Here is a 16,924-nt window from a genome sequence, read left to right as displayed (position 1 = left end):
CCGCGCGGCGCAGCCCGGCGCCGGGGCGCAGGGACCGGGCGCGCGCGGGGGTGCGCGGGGCGGCGTGGGTGGGGCGCCCGCCGCCGAGGCGGGCGCGGACGGGGGCGAGGGTGTCGTTGGTGACCCGGCCCGCCCACACCAGGTCCCACAGCGCCTCGAGCACCTCGGCCGGGCGGGCGCTCGCGGCGTGGCCGTCGGGGCCGAGCTCGTCCGGCGGCAGCAGGTCGCGGAAGAAGCGGCCCCCGCCGCCGGCGAGGGCGGCGAGCAGGTGGTGGTGCAGCTCGGTGAGGGTGGGGGCGGCCGGCGTCGGCGCCAGCTCGTCGACGGCGTCGGCGGGCAGGAGGGTGAGCAGGCCGTCGACGCCGGGCAGCGCCCCGCCGCCGACCCAGACCACCTCGCCCGAGCTCGTCAGCTCGTCGAGCAGGGTGGGGGAGTAGTCGCGCACCCGGGCGGGCAGCACGAGCGACTCGAGCGCGGAGGCGGGCACGAGGGCGCCGGCCAGCTGGTCGACCACGGTGAGGACGCCGTCGGCGCCGCGCAGGTCCGGCCGGGCGCCGACCGGGGCGACGTGCTGCCAGCGCGGCGTGAACACCCCGAGCGTCTGCGGCATGACCGGCTCGACCTCGCTGCGCAGCCGGGCCAGCGAGCGGCGGCGGATGCGGCGCATGACCTCGGCGTCGCAGTACTCCACCGGCGGGGCGGTGAGCACGCCCACGCCGTCCGGCGCGACGAGGGTGAGGACGCCGTCGCCGGCCGGGGCGCCGTCGCCGGCAGGCCTCCCGTCGGCCGCCGGCGCGCCGGCGCCCGTCGGTTCGCCGTCGCCCCGCGGCAGGCCGTCGGCCCCCGGGGCCGGGCTGAGCCGGCCCTCGATCAGGGCGCCGGTGCGCACGAGGTCGGCCAGCACCGGCTGCACCGCCCCGGGGGCGAGGCCGAGGCGGGCCGCGACGTCGCGGGCGGTGAACGGCCCGTGCGTGCGGGCGTGGCGGCGCACCAGGTCCCCGAGGGGGTCCGGCACCGGCTCGAGCACCGAGGCCGGGAGCCCGAGGGGGAGCGCGGTCCCGAGGGCGTCGCGGAGCCGGCCGGCGTCCTCGACCACCGCCCACTGGTCCACGCCGGCCACCCGCACCGCCATGACGCGGCGCTGTCCCTGCAGGTCGGCGAGCCAGGCGGGCACCTCCTCGGGCGCGACGGCGCGGGCGGCGAGGTCCGCCGTCGTCAGCGGGCCCAGCCGGCGCACGAGGTCCACCAGGCCCTCGGCGTCCTTGGCGCGCGCGGCCGCGGTCCGCAGCCCCACCTCGGCCGCCACCTGCGCCACCGCCTCGGGGTCGAGCAGGTCCGCGAGGTCCCCGAGGTCCGAGCCGACGAGCTCGGCGAGCAGCGTGGGGTCCAGGGTGAGGGCCGCGGCGCGCCGCTCGGCGAGGGGGGCGTCGTCGCCGTAGAGGAACTGCGCCATGTAGCCCATGAGCAGCGAGCGGGCGAAGGGCGAGGGCAGCTGGGTGGTCACCTCCACCACCCGCACGTCCCGGGCAGCGACGCGGCGCATGAGCTCGGTGAGCGCGGGGACGTCGAAGTCGTCCTGGAGGCATTCGCGCACCGCCTCGAGCACGACCGGGAAGTCCGGGTAGCGGGCGGCGACGGCGAGCAGCTGGGCGCTGCGCTGGCGCTGCTGCCACAGGGGCTGGCGCCGGTCCGGGCGCCGGCGGGGGAGCAGCAGGGAGCGGGCGGCCGCCTCGCGGAAGCGGGCCGCGAAGTGGGCCGAGCCGGTCAGCGCCCCCACGACCAGGCCGGAGACCTCCTCGGGGTCGAGGAGCAGCTGGGCGAGGTCGAGGGGGCCGGAGGCGGTGGTGTCGACGTCGGGCAGGCGCAGCACGATGCCGTCGTCGCTCGGCGCGGCGTTGACGTCCATGCCGGTGGCCTCGTGCAGCCGCCCGGCCAGCACCATGGCCCAGGGGGCGTGCACGCGGGCGCCGTAGGGGGAGTGGATGACCACCCGCCAGTCCCCGAGCTCGTCGCGGAAGCGCTCGACGAGGATGGTGCGGTCGTCCGGCAGCCGGCCGGTGGCCTCGCGCTGGGCGTCGAGGTAGGCGACGACGTTGTCGGTGGCCCAGGCGTCCAGGCCGGCGCGCGCGAGCCGCTCGGCCGCGGTGCCGTCCGCGAGGTGGCCGGCCAGCTCCCGGGTGGTGGCGCCCAGCGCCCGGCCGAGCTCGGCGGGCCGGCCGGGGGTGTCGCCCTTCCAGAACGGCAGGCGGCCGGCCTGCCCGGGGGCGGGGGAGACGAGCACCCGGTCGGGGGTGATGGCCTCGATGCGCCAGGTGCTGGTGCCGAGGGTGAACACGTCGCCCACCCGGGACTCGTAGACCATCTCCTCGTCGAGCTCGCCGACCCGCCGCCCGGTGCCGCGGGCGCCGGAGGTGACGTCGGCCGCCGTCCGGCCGCCCTCGGCGACCGGGCCGGTGGCCAGGTACACCCCGTACAGGCCGCGGTCAGGGATGGTGCCGCCGGAGGTGACGGCCAGGCGCAGCGCCCCCGGGCGCCCCCGCAGCACCCCGGCGGTGCGGTCCCACACGATGCGGGGGCGCAGCTCGGCGAAGTCCTCGCTGGGGTAGCGCCCGGCGAGCATGTCGAGCACGGCGGTGAGGGAGCGCTCGCCGAGGGTGGCGAAGGGGGCGGCGCGGTGCACGAGCGTGGCCACCTCCTCGACGGTGCGCTCGTCGAGGGCGAGCATCGCCACGATCTGCTGGGCGAGGACGTCCAGCGGGTTGGCCGGGACGTGGATCTCCTCGATGAGCCCGGCCCGGGCGCGGGCCGCCGAGACCGCCGCGGGCAGCAGCTCCCCGCGGTGAGTGGGCAGCACGACGCCGTGCGAGACGGCACCCACCTGGTGGCCGGCCCGGCCGATGCGCTGCAGCGCCGAGGCCACCGACGGCGGGGCGCCCACCTGGACGACGAGGTCCACCGCGCCCATGTCGATGCCGAGCTCGAGGCTGGAGGTCGACACGACGGCGCGCAGGCGCCCGGACTTCAGCTCGGTCTCGGTGCGCACCCGCTCCTCCCGGCTCATCGAGCCGTGGTGGGCCCGGGCGACCACCTGGGCGGTGGCCAGCGCGGTGCCCGACTGCCCGGGCGTGGCGGCGGCCCAGGCCGCCCCGGCGGCCCGCGCGGCGTCGCCCGCCCCGACCCCGTCGGCGCGGGCCTGCCACTCCTCGTTGAGGCGGGCGGTGAGCCGCTCGGCGGAGCGGCGGGAGTTCGTGAAGATGATCGTCGAGCGGTGGGCCGCGACCAGGTCCACCACCCGCTCGGTCAGGTGCGGCCAGACGGAGGGGTGGCGCTGCTCGGGCGGCGCGCCGGCCGCGGCGCCGGAGAGGTCCGGGCCCTCGTCCTCCAGACCGCCGTGGGCGGGGGTGCGCAGCGGGGTGGCGGAGGGGTCGGCGAGATCCTCGACAGGCACGACGACGTCGATGCGCAGCTCCTTGCTGCTGGCCGGCTCCACCACGCGGACCGTGCGGCCGCCCTCGGGCAGCGTGCGGTGCCCGGCGAGGAACGTGGCCACGGTGGGCACCGGGCGCACGGTCGCCGAGAGCCCGACCCGCTGGGCCGGCGCCGGCAGCAGGGCGTCGAGGCGCTCGAGGGACAACGCCAGGTGCGCGCCGCGCTTGGTGCCGGCCAGGGCGTGGATCTCGTCGACGATCACCGTGCGCACCCCGCGCAGCCCCTCGCGCGCCGCGGAGGTGAGCACGAGGTAGAGGGACTCGGGGGTGGTGATGAGGATGTCGGGCGGGTGGGTCGCCATCCGCCGCCGCTCGCCGGCCGGGGTGTCGCCGGTGCGCATGCCGACCCGGACGTCGTTGACCGCCTGCCCCAGCCGGGCCGCGGCGGCCGAGATGCCGACCAGCGGGGAGCGCAGGTTGCGCTCGACGTCGGCCGCCAGCGCCTTGAGCGGGGAGACGTACAGCACCCGGCAGCGCTCGGCGTCCTCGGGCACCTCACCGGTGAGCATCTGGTCGATCGCCCACAAGAACGCCGCGAGGGTCTTGCCCGACCCGGTGGGGGCGACGACGAGGGCGTGCTGCCCGGACGCGATGGCGTCCCAGGCGCCCTCCTGTGCCGGCGTCGGGGCCGCGAAGGCGCCGTCGAACCACGCGCGGGTGGGCTCGGAGAACGGCACGCACGTCATTGTGCCGCCCGGGGGTGACACCGCGCCCGCGCCGGGCCCCGGCGTGCGGCGGCCGCCCCCGGGCGTGGCAGGCTGGTGGGGTGAGGCACTCGGAGTTCTGGCAGGTGGTCGAGGAGACCTTCGGCGCGGGGTACGGCCGCTCTCTCGCCGAGGACCTCGTCCTGCCCGGCGTCGGGGGGCGCACCGCCGCGGCCGCGCTGTCCGCCGGGGTCGCCCCCAAGGCCGTGTGGGACGCGATGTGCGACGAGATGCAGCTCGACGACGCCGCGCGCTGGCGCTACCGCCGGGACCCGAAGGACCGCCCCGGCCGCTGAGAAACTCCCGCGTGTCGGAGCGTGGCTTCGAACAGCCGTTCGGCGTAATCTCGTGCCCAGGCGACGACGACCGGCGATCTCCACAGTCCCACGGGGGCCTCCGGCCGGATGTCAGTGGTCGGGCATAGCGTCGCCAGCAGGTAGCCGTCCGGAGAGGGCGGGCCCTGCCACAGACCAGCCCTGACCGCCCCCGGGCCGCCCGAGCGGCCCCCGCCGAGAGGTGAACCACCATGCCCGCTCCCGTCGCAGACCGCAGCAAGGCCCTGGAGGCCGCACTCAGCCAGATCGACCGCCAGTTCGGCAAGGGGTCGATCATGCGCCTGGGGGACGACACCCGCCCCAAGGTGGAGGTCATCCCCACCGGCTCGGTCGCCCTGGACGTCGCCCTCGGCGTCGGCGGCCTCCCGCGCGGCCGCATCATCGAGATCTACGGCCCGGAGTCCTCCGGCAAGACGACCGTCGCCCTGCACGCGGTGGCCAACGCCCAGAAGAAGGGCGGCATCGCGGCCTTCATCGACGCCGAGCACGCCCTGGACCCCGAGTACGCCCGGAAGCTGGGCGTGGACACCGACGCACTCCTCGTCTCCCAGCCGGACACCGGCGAGCAGGCGCTGGAGATCATGGACATGCTCATCCGGTCCGGGGCGCTGGACATCGTCGTCATCGACTCCGTCGCGGCCCTCGTGCCCAAGGCCGAGATCGAGGGCGAGATGGGCGACTCCCACGTCGGCCTGCAGGCCCGCCTGATGTCCCAGGCGCTGCGCAAGGTCACCGGCGCCCTGTCGGCGTCCGGCACCACGGCCATCTTCATCAACCAGCTGCGCGAGAAGATCGGCGTCTTCTTCGGCTCGCCGGAGACGACCACCGGCGGCAAGGCGCTGAAGTTCTACGCCTCGGTCCGTCTGGACATCCGCCGCATCGAGACCCTCAAGGAGGGCGGCGACGCGGTGGGCAACCGCACCCGGGTCAAGGTCGTCAAGAACAAGATGGCCCCGCCCTTCAAGCAGGCCGAGTTCGACATCCTCTACGGCGAGGGCATCTCCCGCCAGGGCGGCCTCATCGACCTCGGCGTGGAGAACGGCATCGTGCGCAAGTCCGGCGCCTGGTACACCTACGAGGGCGACCAGCTCGGCCAGGGCAAGGAGAAGGCCCGCCAGTTCCTCAAGGACAACCCCGAGCTGGCCGACGAGATCGAGAAGAAGATCCTCACCAAGCTCGGCATCGGCGTGGAGGTCCCGGCCGACGGCGCCCCCGCCGGTGAGGTCCCGGTCGAGTTCTGACCGTGGGACAGCCCGAGGCATCGCGCCGACGGCGGCCGGGACGTCGACGCGACGACCTCGAGCCGCCGTCGGCCGGCGCCGCGGCGGTGGACCGCGAGCCGGACGCCGAGGAGGTGGCCCGCACCATCGCGCTGCGCCAGCTGACCGCCGCGCCGCGCAGCCGCGCCCAGCTCGAGGCCGCGCTCGCCAAGCGGGACGTGCCCGAGGACGTCGCCGCCCGGGTGCTCGACCGGTTCACCGAGGTCGGGCTGGTCGACGACGCCGCGTACGCGGAGATGCTCGTGCGCACCCGGCACGCCGAGCGCGGGCTGGCGCGGCGGGCGCTGGCGGCCGAGCTGCACAAGAAGGGCATCGACCCCGAGGTGGCCGGCGCGGCGCTCGCCCAGGTGGACGACGCCGACGAGGAGGCCGCCGCCCGGCGCCTCGTCGAGAAGAAGGCCCGCAGCACCGCCGGCCTGGATCGGCAGGTCCGCCGGCGCCGGCTGGCCGCCATGCTCGGCCGCAAGGGGTTCGGTCCCGGCGTGGCCATGCGGGTCGTCGACGAGGTGCTGGCCGCGGAGGGGGAGGACCCGGGCGACGACGTCGCCGACTGGGCCCTGGAGTGACGCGCGGCCCGGACCGATCGGCGGCGCCCCGCGCCCGGGCCTGGACGGACCGGCGCCTCTCGCACCCGGGCCGTGACTACCGGGCGCGCCCCCTTGGCGGGGGTCACCCAGCAGGACGCCGCCTCGGCCGCCGGTGCACCGGCGGCCGAGGCGGCGTTGTGCGCCGGGCTACTCCGCGCCGGCCCCGGTGGGGACCCCGACCGCGGCCACCCCGCTGTCCTGCGCCACGGCCCCGGCGGTGCCGGTGGTGCGCACGCTGAGCCGGCGGGCCACCCGCTCGGCCACCCAGGTGAGGGTGTAGTTGACGACGATGAAGATCACGGCGGCGACGATGAGCGCCGGCACGTAGTTGGCGAAGGTGGAGCCGACCAGCCGCGCCGACCGGAGCAGCTCGCTGTAGGAGATGATGTAACCGAGCGCGGTGTCCTTGAGGATGACCACCAGCTGGCTGATCATCGACGGCAGCATCGCGATGAGCGCCTGGGGCAGCTCGACCAGGCGCAGGCTCTGCCCGGGCGTGAGGCCGATCGCCAGCCCCGCCTCGCGCTGGCCGCGCGGGAGGTTGTGCACCCCGGAGCGGACCAGCTCGGCCATGACCGAGCCGTTGTACAGCGTCAGCCCGACCACGACCCCGTAGAACGGCGCCTGCGGCGGCGCGACGACGCCCGAGCGTGAGAACAGGAAGTAGAAGAAGATCATCATGATCAGCACGGGCACGGCGCGGAAGAACTCCACGACGACGCCGCACACCGCGCGGACCACCCGCAGCTGAGAGAGCCGGCCGAGACCGAAGATCAGGCCGAAGATCCCCGAGGTGACGATCGAGAGCGCGGCGGCGCGCAGGGTGTTCCACAGCCCGATGAGGAGGTAGTCGGTCCACACCGAGGCGGTGAGGAACGGCTCCCACTTCTCGGGGGCGAACTGGCCCTTGCGGGCCAGCGCCCAGATCACCCAGACGAGGCCGGCGAGGACGACCAGGGCGCCGACGACGTTGAGGACGGCGATCCGGCGGCGCCCGCGCGGGCCGGGGGCGTCGAACAGGACGGTGCTCATCGGGCGACCCCCAGACGGCGGGACAGGTACGTGGTCAGCAGGCCGATCGGCAGGACGATGACGACCCAGCCGAGGGCGATGATGAGGAAGATCGCGACCATCAGGTCGGGGCGGAACTCGATCATCGTCGCCATCACCGACGCCGCCTGGACCACCCCGGCGGCCTGGGCCACCGTGGAGTTCTTCGCCAGCGCGATGAGGGTGTTGCCCAGCGGGGCGATGGCGCCGCGGATCGCCTGGGGCAGGATGATCATCCGCATCGACTGCCCGAAGGACAGCCCGATCGCGCGCGCCGCCTCCGCCTGACCCACCGGCACGGTGTTGACCCCCGAGCGCAGCGACTCGCACACGAACGCCGCCGTGTACACGGCCAGGCCGAGCACGGCCAGCCGGAAGCTGTTCGCGGCGATGAACCCGCCGGGGGCGTCCTTGCCCGCCAGCACCACGCCCAGCTGGCCCCACAGGCCCAGCGAGCACGCGAGGATGATCAGCGTCAGCGGCGTGTTGCGCACGAGGTTGACGTACGTCGCCCCGGCCCAGCGCAGGCTCGGGGCGGGGGAGACGCGCATCACCGCCAGGACGGTGCCGATGACGAACGCGAGGATCGCCGAGTAGAACGTCAGCCGGATGTTGACGAGGAAGGCACCGAGGATGTCGTAGCTGCGGAACAGCTCGGCCATGTCGGCGAGGTAGCCACCCACGTGGGCTCCTTCGGGGGCGTGCGGAGGGGACCGGGGCCGCGGGCCGCCGGCGGACGGGCGCGGTGCCCGGGGCCCTCAGGCCCCGGGCACCGTCGGGGTCAGGCGCAGGCCTGGACCTTCGGCGGGTTCTGCGAGGGGTTGGGGGTGAAGCTCTCGCCGACGTTCTTCTTGATGAGCTCCTCCCACGTGCCGTCGTCGATCATCGTGGTGATGGCGGTGTTGACGTCCTCGCACTTGTCGGAGCCCTTGGGCAGGCCCACGCCGTAGTTCTCCTCGGAGAACGGCTTGCCGACGAGCTTGAACTTGCCCTCGTACTGCGACTGCGCGGCGTAGCCGGCGAGGATGACGTCGTCCGTGGTCACCGCGTCGACGGTGCCGGCGCTGAGCAGCTCGACGCACTCGGAGTAGGTCTGGGCGGGGTACAGCTCGGTCTGCTGGGAGTGCTCGTCGCGGATGCGCTCGGCCGAGGTGGAGCCCTCCACCGAGCACAGCACCTTGCCGTTGAGGGAGTCGGGACCGGTGATGTCGGTGTTGTCGGCGGCGACGAGGAGGTCCTGGCCGGCGACGAAGTACGGCCCGGCGAAGGAGACGCGCTCCTTGCGGGCGTCGGTGATGGAGTAGGTCGCGAAGATCATGTCGACCGAACCGTTCTCCAGCAGCGTCTCGCGCTGGGAGGAGACGGACTCGACGAACTTGATCTTGTCCTCGGAGTAGCCCAGCTTGCCGGCCACGTACTTCGCGACGTCGACGTCGAAGCCGGTGAAGTCGTTGCCCTCCTTCAGGCCGAGGCCGGGCTGGTCGTACTTGATGCCGATGGTGATGCCGTCGCCGCCGGCGCCGCCCGAACCGGTCTCGGACCCGCCCGCGCTGGCGGAGCCGCCGGACTGGCCGGGCTCGCCGGCCGAGCAGGCGGCCAGGATCAGGGCGGTGGCCGCGGTCAGGGCGAGACCGGCTCTGCGCACGCTTCGCATGTGTTCTCCTTGCGATCGGTCCCCGGGGCGGGGAGTGGGGTGGTGCTGTCTGGGTCGAACGGAGGGGTCGGGAGACCGGCCGGCGCGGCCGGTCAGTGGCTGAGCAGCTTGGAGAGGAAGTCCTTGGCCCGCTCGGAGCGGGGGTTGGTGAAGAACTCCTCCGGGCTGGCTTCCTCGACGATCTGGCCGGCGTCCATGAAGATCACCCGGTCGGCGGCCTTGCGGGCGAAGCCCATCTCGTGGGTGACGACGATCATCGTCATCCCCTCGCGCGCCAGGGAGGTCATGACATCAAGGACCTCGGTGATCATCTCCGGGTCCAGGGCCGAGGTCGGCTCGTCGAAGAGCATGACCTTCGGCTGCATGGCCAGGGCCCGGGCGATGGCCACGCGCTGCTGCTGCCCGCCGGAGAGCTGGGCCGGGTGCTTGCCGGCCTGGTTCGCCACCCCGACGCGCTCGAGCAGGGACATCGCCCGCTGCTTCGCCTCGGCGGCCTTGATGCCCTTGGCCTTGACCGGGCCGAGGGTGACGTTCTCCAGGATCGTCTTGTGCGCGAAGAGGTTGAAGGACTGGAAGACCATGCCCACCTCGGCCCGCAGCCGGGCGAGGTCCTTGCCCTCGGCCGGCAGCTCGCGCCCGTCGATGGTGATCGTCCCGGCGTCGATCGGCTCCAGCCGGTTGATCGTGCGGCACAGGGTGGACTTCCCCGACCCCGACGGGCCGATGACGACGACCACCTCGCCGCGGCGGACGGTCAGGTTGATGTCCCGGAGCACGTGGAGGTCACCGAAGTGCTTGTTGACGCCGGTGAGCCGGACGAGCGGGGCGCCGAGCTCGCGCTCCTCGGTGCCGGCGGCCAGGGCCAGGTCCCCGGGCGCGGCGGACGTCTGCTGAGGGTCGGTCATGCGCGTCAACCTAACTGCCGAATGTTTCGTGATCTGTGTCACCGGTGTAACAGTGTGGACACAATAGCCGGGACTTGGCGTCCAGTTGACCCAGAGGCGGACGGAGAGGGTGACGACCGGGTCCGGCGGGCGGCGGGGCCGCCGTCGTGCCACGTGTCCCTGTGCTCCGGGCCAAGAGCTCCTATCGGGGGCGCCGGTAGAACGGCAGCTCGACCACCTCGAAGGGCTGCCGGGTGCCGCGCACGTCGACGTCGACGGCGCTGCCCACGCCGGCGTGGGCGGCGTCCACGTACGCCAGCGCCACCGGGTAGCCCAGGGTGGGGCTCGGCGCGCCGGAGGTGACCTCCCCGACCACGTCCTCGCCGACGACGACCGGCTGCTGCGCCCGCGCGGCCCGCCGACCGGCGCCGCGCAGGCCGACGAGCCGGCGTCCCTCGCCCGCCTCGTGCGCCGCCCGCGCCGCCTCGAGGGCGGCCCGGCCGACGAAGTCCTCCTTGTCCAGGGCGACGACGCCGCCGAGCCCGGCGCCGTAGGGGGTCGTGGCGCGGGTGAGCTCGTGTCCGTACAGCGGCATCCCCGCCTCCAGCCGCAACGAGTCGCGGGCCGCCAGCCCCGCCGGGACCAGCCCGTGCCCCTCCCCGGCCGCCAGCAGCGCGGCCCACAGGGCCGGGGCGGCCGCGGTGGGGACGAAGACCTCGAAGCCGTCCTCGCCGGTGTAGCCGGTGCGCGCCACGAGCGCCGCGGACCCGCCGACCGTCGCCGGGGCGGCCGCGTAGTAGCGCAGGGCGGTGACGGCCTCGCGCTGCTCCTCGGGCACCAGGGAGGTCATGATCGCGGCGGCGGCCGGTCCCTGCACCGCCAGCAGCGCGGTCTCGGCGGACTCGTCGGTCACCGCGGCGTCGAAGCCGGCCGCCCGCTCGGTCAGCGCGGCGACGGCGGTGGCCGTGTTGGCGGCGTTGGGCACGACGAGGAAGCGGTCCTCGGCCAGGCGGTAGGTGATGAGGTCGTCGAGGATGCCGCCGTCCTCGGCGCACAGCAGGGAGTACCGCGCCCGGCCGACGGCGACGCGCGAGAGCCGGCCCACCAGGGCGTGGTCGAGCGCGGCACCGGCCTGGGGCCCCTCGACGCGGACCTCGCCCATGTGGCTGAGGTCGAACAGGCCGGCGGCGGTGCGCACCGCGCGGTGCTCGGCCAGGTCGGAGGAGTAGCGCACCGGCATGCGCCACCCGCCGAAGTCGGTGAACGTCGCACCGAGGCGGGCGTGCTCCTCGGCCAGCACGGTGGACCGGATCGTCGACGCCTCGCTCATCGCACTCCCTCGTTCGCGGCGGTGGCCCCCCAACCTAGCGGACCGGCCGCGGCCCGCCCGGCAGCGGCGACCTACACTTCTGCCACGATGACTGCTGCTCCACCGGCCTCCGCCGCCCCCGCCCGCACCGCCGGCACCCCGCGCACCTACCTCGTGCGCACCCTGGGCTGCCAGATGAACGTCCACGACTCCGAGCGCCTCGCCGGGCTGCTCGAGGAGCGCGGCTACGTGCCGGTCGAGTCCGTCCCCGAGGCGGCCGCGCGGGCCACCGAGGCCGGCGACGGCGGCGCGGACGTGGTGATCCTCAACACCTGCTCGGTGCGCGAGAACGCCGCCACCCGCCTGTTCGGCAACCTCGGCCAGCTCGCCTCGGTCAAGCGCGAGCGGCCGGGCATGCAGATCGCCGTCGGCGGGTGCCTGGCCCAGCAGATGCGCGCCGGCATCGTGGCGAAGGCGCCGTGGGTCGACGTCGTCCTGGGCACGCACAACCTCGACGTGCTGCCCGCGCTGCTCGAGCGCGCGCGGCACAACGCCGAGGCGCAGGTGGAGATCGAGGAGTCGCTCAAGGTCTTCCCCTCCACGCTGCCCACGCGGCGGGAGTCCGCCTACGCCGCGTTCGTGTCGGTGTCCGTGGGCTGCAACAACACCTGCACGTTCTGCATCGTGCCGCACCTGCGCGGCAAGGAGCGCGACCGGCGGCCCGGCGACGTGCTCGCCGAGGTGCAGGCCGTCGTCGCCCAGGGCGCCATCGAGGTGACCCTGCTCGGGCAGAACGTCAACAGCTACGGGGTCGGCTTCGGCGACCGCGGCGCGTTCGCGAAGCTGCTGCGCGCCTGCGGGCAGATCGAGGGCCTCGAGCGGGTGCGGTTCACCTCCCCGCACCCGGCCGCCTTCACCGACGACGTCATCGACGCCATGGCCGAGACGCCCAACGTCATGCCGAGCCTGCACATGCCGCTGCAGTCCGGCTCCGACGCGGTGCTGCGGGCCATGCGCCGCTCCTACCGGCAGGCGAAGTTCCTCGGCATCATCGACCGGGTGCGCGCGGCCATCCCCGACGCCGCGATCACCACCGACATCATCGTCGGCTTCCCCGGCGAGACCGAGGAGGACTTCCAGGCCACCCTCGACGTCGTCGAGGCGAGCCGGTTCTCGTCCGCGTTCACCTTCCAGTACTCCCGGCGCCCGGGCACCCCGGCGGCGGACCGCGAGGACCAGGTGCCCGCCGAGGTGGTCACCGAGCGCTACCAGCGCCTGGTGGCCCTCCAGCAGCGCATCTCCACCGAGGAGAACGAGCGTCAGGTCGGGCGCACCGTCGACGTCCTCGTCGCCGAGGGCGAGGGCCGCAAGGACGGCGCCACGCACCGCATCACCGGCCGTGCCGCCGACAACCGGCTCGTCCACGTCGCGCTGCCCGCGGACCTGCCCGACGCCGGGCGGCCCCGGCCCGGGGACATGGTCACCGTCGAGGTCACCCACGGCGCCCCGCACCACCTCGTGGCGGACTCGGCGCTGACCGGCGGGGTCTACCGGCTGCGGCGCACCCGCGCCGGCGACGCCTGGGAGCGGCGCGCCGGGCTGGTCGAGGAGCCGCACGAGCACGCCGCGGCGGCTGCCGGGCCGGTGACCCTCGGCATGCCCACGCTGCGCCGCTGACCCCGCGCCGCCGGGCCCGGCAGGCGCGGCGACGCCGGCTCCGGCGCCGTCGGGCCCCTCGCGGCCGTCACACCGGCAGGGTGTAGCGGCGCTCGCGGCCGTAGGCGGCGAACCCGACGGATCGCAGGATCGGGCCGGAGGAGGCCACCCGGGCCTTGACCAGGGCGAGCCGGATCCCGCGCCAGTGCGCCTGGGCGAGCCGCTCGCCCAGGACGGCCCGGTACCCGCCCCGCCCCTGCCAGTCGCGCCGGGTCCCGGCGCCCCACAGGCGCACCACCGGTCCGGCGAGGGTGCACCCGGCCGCCGTGGTCGGCTCGGTCCCGACGTAGCCGACCACGCGCAGCTCGCCCCGGGCCCGCTCGGCGGCCACCTGGGCCAGCGCCGCCGCGACCTGCCCGGGCGGGGGCTCGGGGGTGCCCCACACCGCCGCGGCGACGCGGTGCCAGTCGAGCAGGGTGCGCGGCTCGGTCACCGTCGTGGCGGTCACGTCCGGCGGGACGGCGAGGTCGGGCACGCCGTCGGACAGGTCGCAGGCCAGCACCTCCACCTCGTCGGTCACGGTCCCGCCGCGCTGCCGCAGGGCCGCGGCGAGGTCGGGCGCGTCGTCGGGCACCCACCAGCACAGCACCGTCAGGTCCAGCGCCCGCACCCGGGCGAGGACCTCCGTCACGAGCTCCGCGGCCGGGCGCCCGGAGGTGGTCCGGAGCACCTGGGCGGGGCAGTCGGGGAAGGTGGGGGAGACGACGAGGCGGTAGTCGGCCGTGGAGCGGTCGGTGGCGTCCGGCGGCACCCACACCCACTCGGCGGCGGCCGCGCGGACCTGCTCGGGCGTCCACGTCGTCATCGCTGTCCCCGCTCCGGCCTCACGCCTCGGGCGAGGGCTCCTCGATCGGCGGCATCGACCGGCCCAGCGCCTGGAAGAACTGCACGCCGGCGGACAGGCCGCCCTCGATGATGTCGAGCAGCTGGCGGTCGGTCGCGCCGGCGCCGACGTCCGCCATGATCTCGGTGCGCACCCCCACCCCGTCAGGGGTCGGGGCGGTGAAGACCGTGGGCCAGATCTTGTCGCGGTTCCAGTCGTTGGCTGCCTGGGCGACGGCGCCGCGCAGCTCCTCGGGCACGAGCCGGCCCCACAGGCCGCGCACGCTGAGAAAGTCCTGCTCCTCCCCGGCCAGGCGGATGTGGAACTGGTAGCCGTCCCACACCCCGGTCAGGGAGCCGTCCGGCTCCGTGCGCACGTGGTAGCCGCGGTCGGTGACGATCTCGAGCAGCCGGGCGGCGCTCACCGGCGAGGTGCGCACCGGCGCCGGGCCGGGGGAGCGGCGCCCGGCGTCGCGCGCCGGCCGGGCGTCCTGCTCGTCGGCGGCCCGCTGGGCGGCGTCGGCGGCCCGGCGCCCGGCCTCCGCCGGCTTCTCGCCGCCGCGGCGCCACCAGGCCCACCGGCTCACGACAGCCCGCCCGGCGGGGTCTCGGCCGGGTCGGGGTAGTGCAGCTCCAGGTCGCGCATCATCCGCATGCCCTGCCCCACGCCGCGCTGGACGAGCCGGGCGAGCTGGTTGTCGCTCACGCCCGCCCCCAGCGGTGTGGAGACCTCGGCGACCACGCTCAGCCGGCCGTCGTCGAGCACCCGCACGTAGCACTTGGGCCCGACGTACTCCCGGTTCCAGCCGTCGACCAGCGCGAGCACCTCGCCCAGCCGCTCCAGGGCGAGGCGGCGGTGCCAGGACCCCCGGACCTGGAGCACCGACTCGTCCGGGCCGAGGAGGTAGATGTGGAAGACGGCCTGCGCCCACATCGCGCCGAGGTCGCCGTTGCGGTCCTGGAAGAGGGGGTAGTCGAGCTCCTCGAGGACGGCGGCCACGCGCGCCTGCGTCAGGGGGAGGACGACGTCGCGGGCCGCGGCCGCGCCGGTGGCTGCGCCCGGGCCGCCCGCCGGTCGCCCCGAGTCGTCGAAACCGGGCCTGGCCATGCTCACGAGCGTACGCGCGCAGCCCCCCGTGCGCCCCGCCGGTAGGTTGGACGATCGTGCACGACTTCACGACCCCGCCGGCGGGCGCCGCCCCCGCCGCCCGCCCCGGGGCCGGGCCCGGCGCGCCGGCGCCCGGGGACGGCCCGGTCGTGGCCGTGGTGGGCATGACGGCCACGGGCAAGTCCGCCCTCGCCCTCGACCTGGCCGAGGCACTCGGCGGGCCGGGCGCGGCCGAGGTCGTCAACGCCGACGCGATGCAGCTCTACCGCGGCATGGACATCGGCACCGCCAAGCTGCCGGTGGCCGAGCGGCGCGGCATCGCCCACCACCAGCTCGACGTCCTCGACGTGCGCGAGGAGGCCACCGTCGCCGCCTACCAGCGGGCGGCGCGCGCCGACGTCGCCGCGATCCGCCGGCGCGGACGGGTGCCGCTGCTGGTGGGCGGCTCGGGCCTGTACGTGCGCGCCGTGCTCGACCACCTCGACTTCCCCGGCACCGACCCCGGCGTGCGCGCCGAGCTGGAGGCGCGCGCCGAGCGGCTGGGCACCCGCCCCCTGCACGACGAGCTCGCCCGGGTCGACCCCGAGGCCGCCGCCCGCATCGACCCGCGCAACACGCGCCGGGTGGTCCGCGCGCTCGAGGTCATCGCCCTGACCGGGGAGAAGTTCTCCGCGCGCCTGCCCGAGCACGTCTACGCCGTGCCCGCCGTCCAGCTCGCCATCGCCGTCCCGCGGCCCGAGCTCGACGCGCGCATCGCGGCGCGGGCCGAGCAGATGATGCGCGAGGGGCTCGTCGAGGAGACCGAGGCGCTGCTCGCCCAGGGGCTCGCCGAGGGCGTCACCGCTCGCCGCGCCGTCGGCTACGCCCAGGCCGCCGACGTCGTCGCCGGGCGCCTGAGCCGGGAGGAGGCCACCGCCGCCATCGTCGTGGCCACCCGCCAGCTCGCCCGCCGGCAGGAGAAGTGGTTCCGGCGCGACCCGCGCATCACCTGGCTGCCGGTGGCGGACGCCACCGACCTGCGCGACCAGGCGCTGCGTACCCTGGGCCTATGACCACCACCTTCGGGGCCCTGGCCGGGCGCGCCCTGACCACGGGGCACGGCACCGAGAACGACTTCGTCCTCGTGCCCGACCCCGACGGGGTCCTCACCCTCACCGCGGCCGAGGTCGCCGCCGTGTGCGACCGGCACGCCGGCCTGGGCGCCGACGGCCTCATCCGCGTCGTGCGGTCCGCCGCGGTGCCCGAGGGGCGGGCGGTGCTGGCCGAGGACCCGGCCGCGGAGTGGTTCATGGACTACCGCAACGCCGACGGGTCGCTGGCCGAGATGTGCGGCAACGGCGTGCGCGTGTTCGTGCACTACCTGCGCGAGCGCGGCCTCGTCGCCCTCGGCGCCGGCGAGACCGTGGTCGTCGGCACCCGCGGCGGCCCCCGCCGGGTCACCTTCGACGGCGACCTGTACACCGTGGAGATGGGCCGCTGGGCCATGCCCGGCGGCCAGGCGGCCGTCAGCGCCGGCTACGACGTCGTCGTCGCCGTGCCGGGGCTGGAGGGGCCGCGCGGCGGGCTGCGGGTGACCGTGCCGAACCCGCACACCGTCGTCGCGCTGCCCGAGGAGGCCGAGCTGGCCGCCGCGGTGCTCACCGCCCGGCCCACCTACGACCCGGTCCCGCCCGAGGGCACCAACCTCGAGCTCGTCGTCCCGCTCGGCGAGAGCGGCGGCGACGGCGAGGCGGTCGGCCGCATCCGCATGCGCGTGCTCGAGCGCGGGGTGGGGGAGACCCGCTCCTGCGGCACCGGCACCTGCGCCGCCGCGCTCGCGGTACGGGCGTGGGCCGGCGACGGCGCCCCCGACACCTGGCAGGTGCTCGTCCCCGGCGGGCAGGTCACCGTGCGCGTGCTCGGCGACACCGTGACCCTGACCGGCCCGGCGGTGCTCACCGCCGACGTCACCCTGCTCGGCTGAGCCGCGCCGCCGGACCCACCCCAG

At 75.6% G+C, this 16,924-nt stretch carries 15 protein-coding genes; 6 read left to right on the top strand and 9 right to left on the bottom strand.

Features of this window, described 5'->3' with window-relative positions; genetic code table 11:
• On the bottom strand, positions 1 to 4,174 hold a 4,174-nt coding region (locus tag GD970_RS15635; protein ID WP_152203828.1), incomplete at its 3' end, for a DEAD/DEAH box helicase.
• Between the two features lie 80 nt (positions 4,175 to 4,254).
• On the opposite strand from GD970_RS15635, the gene GD970_RS15630 reads away from it, so the two are divergent.
• The 3 genes from GD970_RS15630 (at position 4,255) to GD970_RS15620 (ending at position 6,373) form a co-directional block, all read left to right on the top strand.
• Positions 4,255 to 4,488, top strand: a complete 234-nt coding sequence (locus GD970_RS15630) for a DUF3046 domain-containing protein (RefSeq protein ID WP_152203827.1) — start codon at positions 4,255 to 4,257, stop codon at positions 4,486 to 4,488.
• A gap of 230 nt (positions 4,489 to 4,718) precedes the next feature.
• The gene (gene recA / locus GD970_RS15625) at positions 4,719 to 5,768 is read left to right on the top strand and encodes a recombinase RecA (protein WP_152203826.1); all 1,050 of its coding nucleotides are present in this window, start codon (positions 4,719 to 4,721) and stop codon (positions 5,766 to 5,768) included.
• Positions 5,769 to 5,770: 2 nt separating this feature from the next.
• On the top strand, positions 5,771 to 6,373 hold the full coding sequence (locus GD970_RS15620; RefSeq protein WP_226925384.1) for a regulatory protein RecX: 603 nt from the start codon (positions 5,771 to 5,773) through the stop codon (positions 6,371 to 6,373).
• Between the two features lie 168 nt (positions 6,374 to 6,541).
• On the opposite strand, the gene GD970_RS15615 is transcribed toward GD970_RS15620, so the two are convergent.
• The 5 genes from GD970_RS15615 to gcvT form a co-directional block, all read right to left on the bottom strand.
• Positions 6,542 to 7,426, bottom strand: coding sequence for an amino acid ABC transporter permease (locus GD970_RS15615; RefSeq protein WP_152203825.1), 885 nt, complete (start codon positions 7,424 to 7,426; stop codon positions 6,542 to 6,544).
• Positions 7,423 to 8,127, bottom strand: a complete 705-nt coding sequence (locus tag GD970_RS15610) for an amino acid ABC transporter permease (protein ID WP_405002585.1) — start codon at positions 8,125 to 8,127, stop codon at positions 7,423 to 7,425. The genes GD970_RS15615 and GD970_RS15610 overlap by 4 nt, the downstream gene beginning before the upstream one ends.
• A gap of 98 nt (positions 8,128 to 8,225) precedes the next feature.
• The gene (locus tag GD970_RS15605) at positions 8,226 to 9,098 is read right to left on the bottom strand and encodes a glutamate ABC transporter substrate-binding protein (RefSeq protein ID WP_152203824.1); all 873 of its coding nucleotides are present in this window, start codon (positions 9,096 to 9,098) and stop codon (positions 8,226 to 8,228) included.
• 92 nt (positions 9,099 to 9,190) lie between these two features.
• Entirely contained in the window at positions 9,191 to 10,003 is an 813-nt protein-coding gene (locus tag GD970_RS15600) for an amino acid ABC transporter ATP-binding protein (RefSeq protein ID WP_152203823.1), read from the bottom strand.
• Positions 10,004 to 10,184: 181 nt separating this feature from the next.
• Entirely contained in the window at positions 10,185 to 11,312 is a 1,128-nt protein-coding gene (gene gcvT / locus GD970_RS15595) for a glycine cleavage system aminomethyltransferase GcvT (protein ID WP_152203822.1), read from the bottom strand.
• 87 nt (positions 11,313 to 11,399) lie between these two features.
• Here gcvT and miaB point away from each other — a divergent pair, with 87 nt between their 5' ends.
• A complete protein-coding gene (miaB, locus tag GD970_RS15590; RefSeq protein WP_152203821.1) occupies positions 11,400 to 12,968 on the top strand; it encodes a tRNA (N6-isopentenyl adenosine(37)-C2)-methylthiotransferase MiaB in 1,569 nt (522 codons plus the stop codon).
• 67 nt (positions 12,969 to 13,035) lie between these two features.
• Here the strand turns inward: miaB and GD970_RS15585 are convergent, their stop codons facing one another.
• From GD970_RS15585 to GD970_RS15575, 3 genes are read right to left on the bottom strand one after another with little or no spacing between them, the layout of a single operon-like run.
• Complete coding sequence (locus GD970_RS15585; protein ID WP_152203820.1) at positions 13,036 to 13,812, bottom strand: hypothetical protein; 777 nt, start codon at positions 13,810 to 13,812, stop codon at positions 13,036 to 13,038.
• A gap of 19 nt (positions 13,813 to 13,831) precedes the next feature.
• Positions 13,832 to 14,416: a type III secretion system chaperone family protein gene (locus GD970_RS15580; protein ID WP_152203819.1), complete on the bottom strand. Its 585-nt coding sequence runs from the start codon at positions 14,414 to 14,416 to the stop codon at positions 13,832 to 13,834.
• On the bottom strand, positions 14,413 to 14,937 hold the full coding sequence (locus GD970_RS15575) for a type III secretion system chaperone family protein (RefSeq protein WP_152203818.1): 525 nt from the start codon (positions 14,935 to 14,937) through the stop codon (positions 14,413 to 14,415). The genes GD970_RS15580 and GD970_RS15575 overlap by 4 nt, the downstream gene beginning before the upstream one ends.
• A gap of 56 nt (positions 14,938 to 14,993) precedes the next feature.
• Between GD970_RS15575 and miaA the strand changes: the two genes are divergently transcribed.
• Positions 14,994 to 15,989, top strand: a complete 996-nt coding sequence (gene miaA / locus GD970_RS15570; RefSeq protein ID WP_226925383.1) for a tRNA (adenosine(37)-N6)-dimethylallyltransferase MiaA — start codon at positions 14,994 to 14,996, stop codon at positions 15,987 to 15,989.
• Positions 15,986 to 16,900, top strand: coding sequence for a diaminopimelate epimerase (dapF, locus tag GD970_RS15565; RefSeq protein WP_152203817.1), 915 nt, complete (start codon positions 15,986 to 15,988; stop codon positions 16,898 to 16,900). The genes miaA and dapF overlap by 4 nt, the downstream gene beginning before the upstream one ends.
• The last annotated feature ends 24 nt before the right edge of the window (positions 16,901 to 16,924 follow it).

The sequence above is a fragment of the Georgenia thermotolerans genome (assembly GCF_009193185.1).
GTDB classification, from domain to species: Bacteria; Actinomycetota; Actinomycetes; order Actinomycetales; family Actinomycetaceae; genus Georgenia; species Georgenia thermotolerans.
The sequence above is the reverse complement of the archived record's forward strand: the minus strand, read 5'-3'. Positions and strand labels throughout refer to the sequence as shown.

Coding starts and splice junctions, on each gene's coding strand:
- GD970_RS15585 (WP_152203820.1), bottom strand. CDS start 13,812: ATGACGACGTGGACGCCCGAGCAGGTCCGCGCGGCCGCCGCCGAGTGG.
- GD970_RS15600 (WP_152203823.1), bottom strand. CDS start 10,003: ATGACCGACCCTCAGCAGACGTCCGCCGCGCCCGGGGACCTGGCCCTG.
- miaB (WP_152203821.1), top strand. CDS start 11,400: ATGACTGCTGCTCCACCGGCCTCCGCCGCCCCCGCCCGCACCGCCGGC.
- dapF (WP_152203817.1), top strand. CDS start 15,986: ATGACCACCACCTTCGGGGCCCTGGCCGGGCGCGCCCTGACCACGGGG.
- GD970_RS15575 (WP_152203818.1), bottom strand. CDS start 14,937: ATGGCCAGGCCCGGTTTCGACGACTCGGGGCGACCGGCGGGCGGCCCG.
- GD970_RS15615 (WP_152203825.1), bottom strand. CDS start 7,426: ATGAGCACCGTCCTGTTCGACGCCCCCGGCCCGCGCGGGCGCCGCCGG.
- gcvT (WP_152203822.1), bottom strand. CDS start 11,312: ATGAGCGAGGCGTCGACGATCCGGTCCACCGTGCTGGCCGAGGAGCAC.
- recA (WP_152203826.1), top strand. CDS start 4,719: ATGCCCGCTCCCGTCGCAGACCGCAGCAAGGCCCTGGAGGCCGCACTC.
- GD970_RS15605 (WP_152203824.1), bottom strand. CDS start 9,098: ATGCGAAGCGTGCGCAGAGCCGGTCTCGCCCTGACCGCGGCCACCGCC.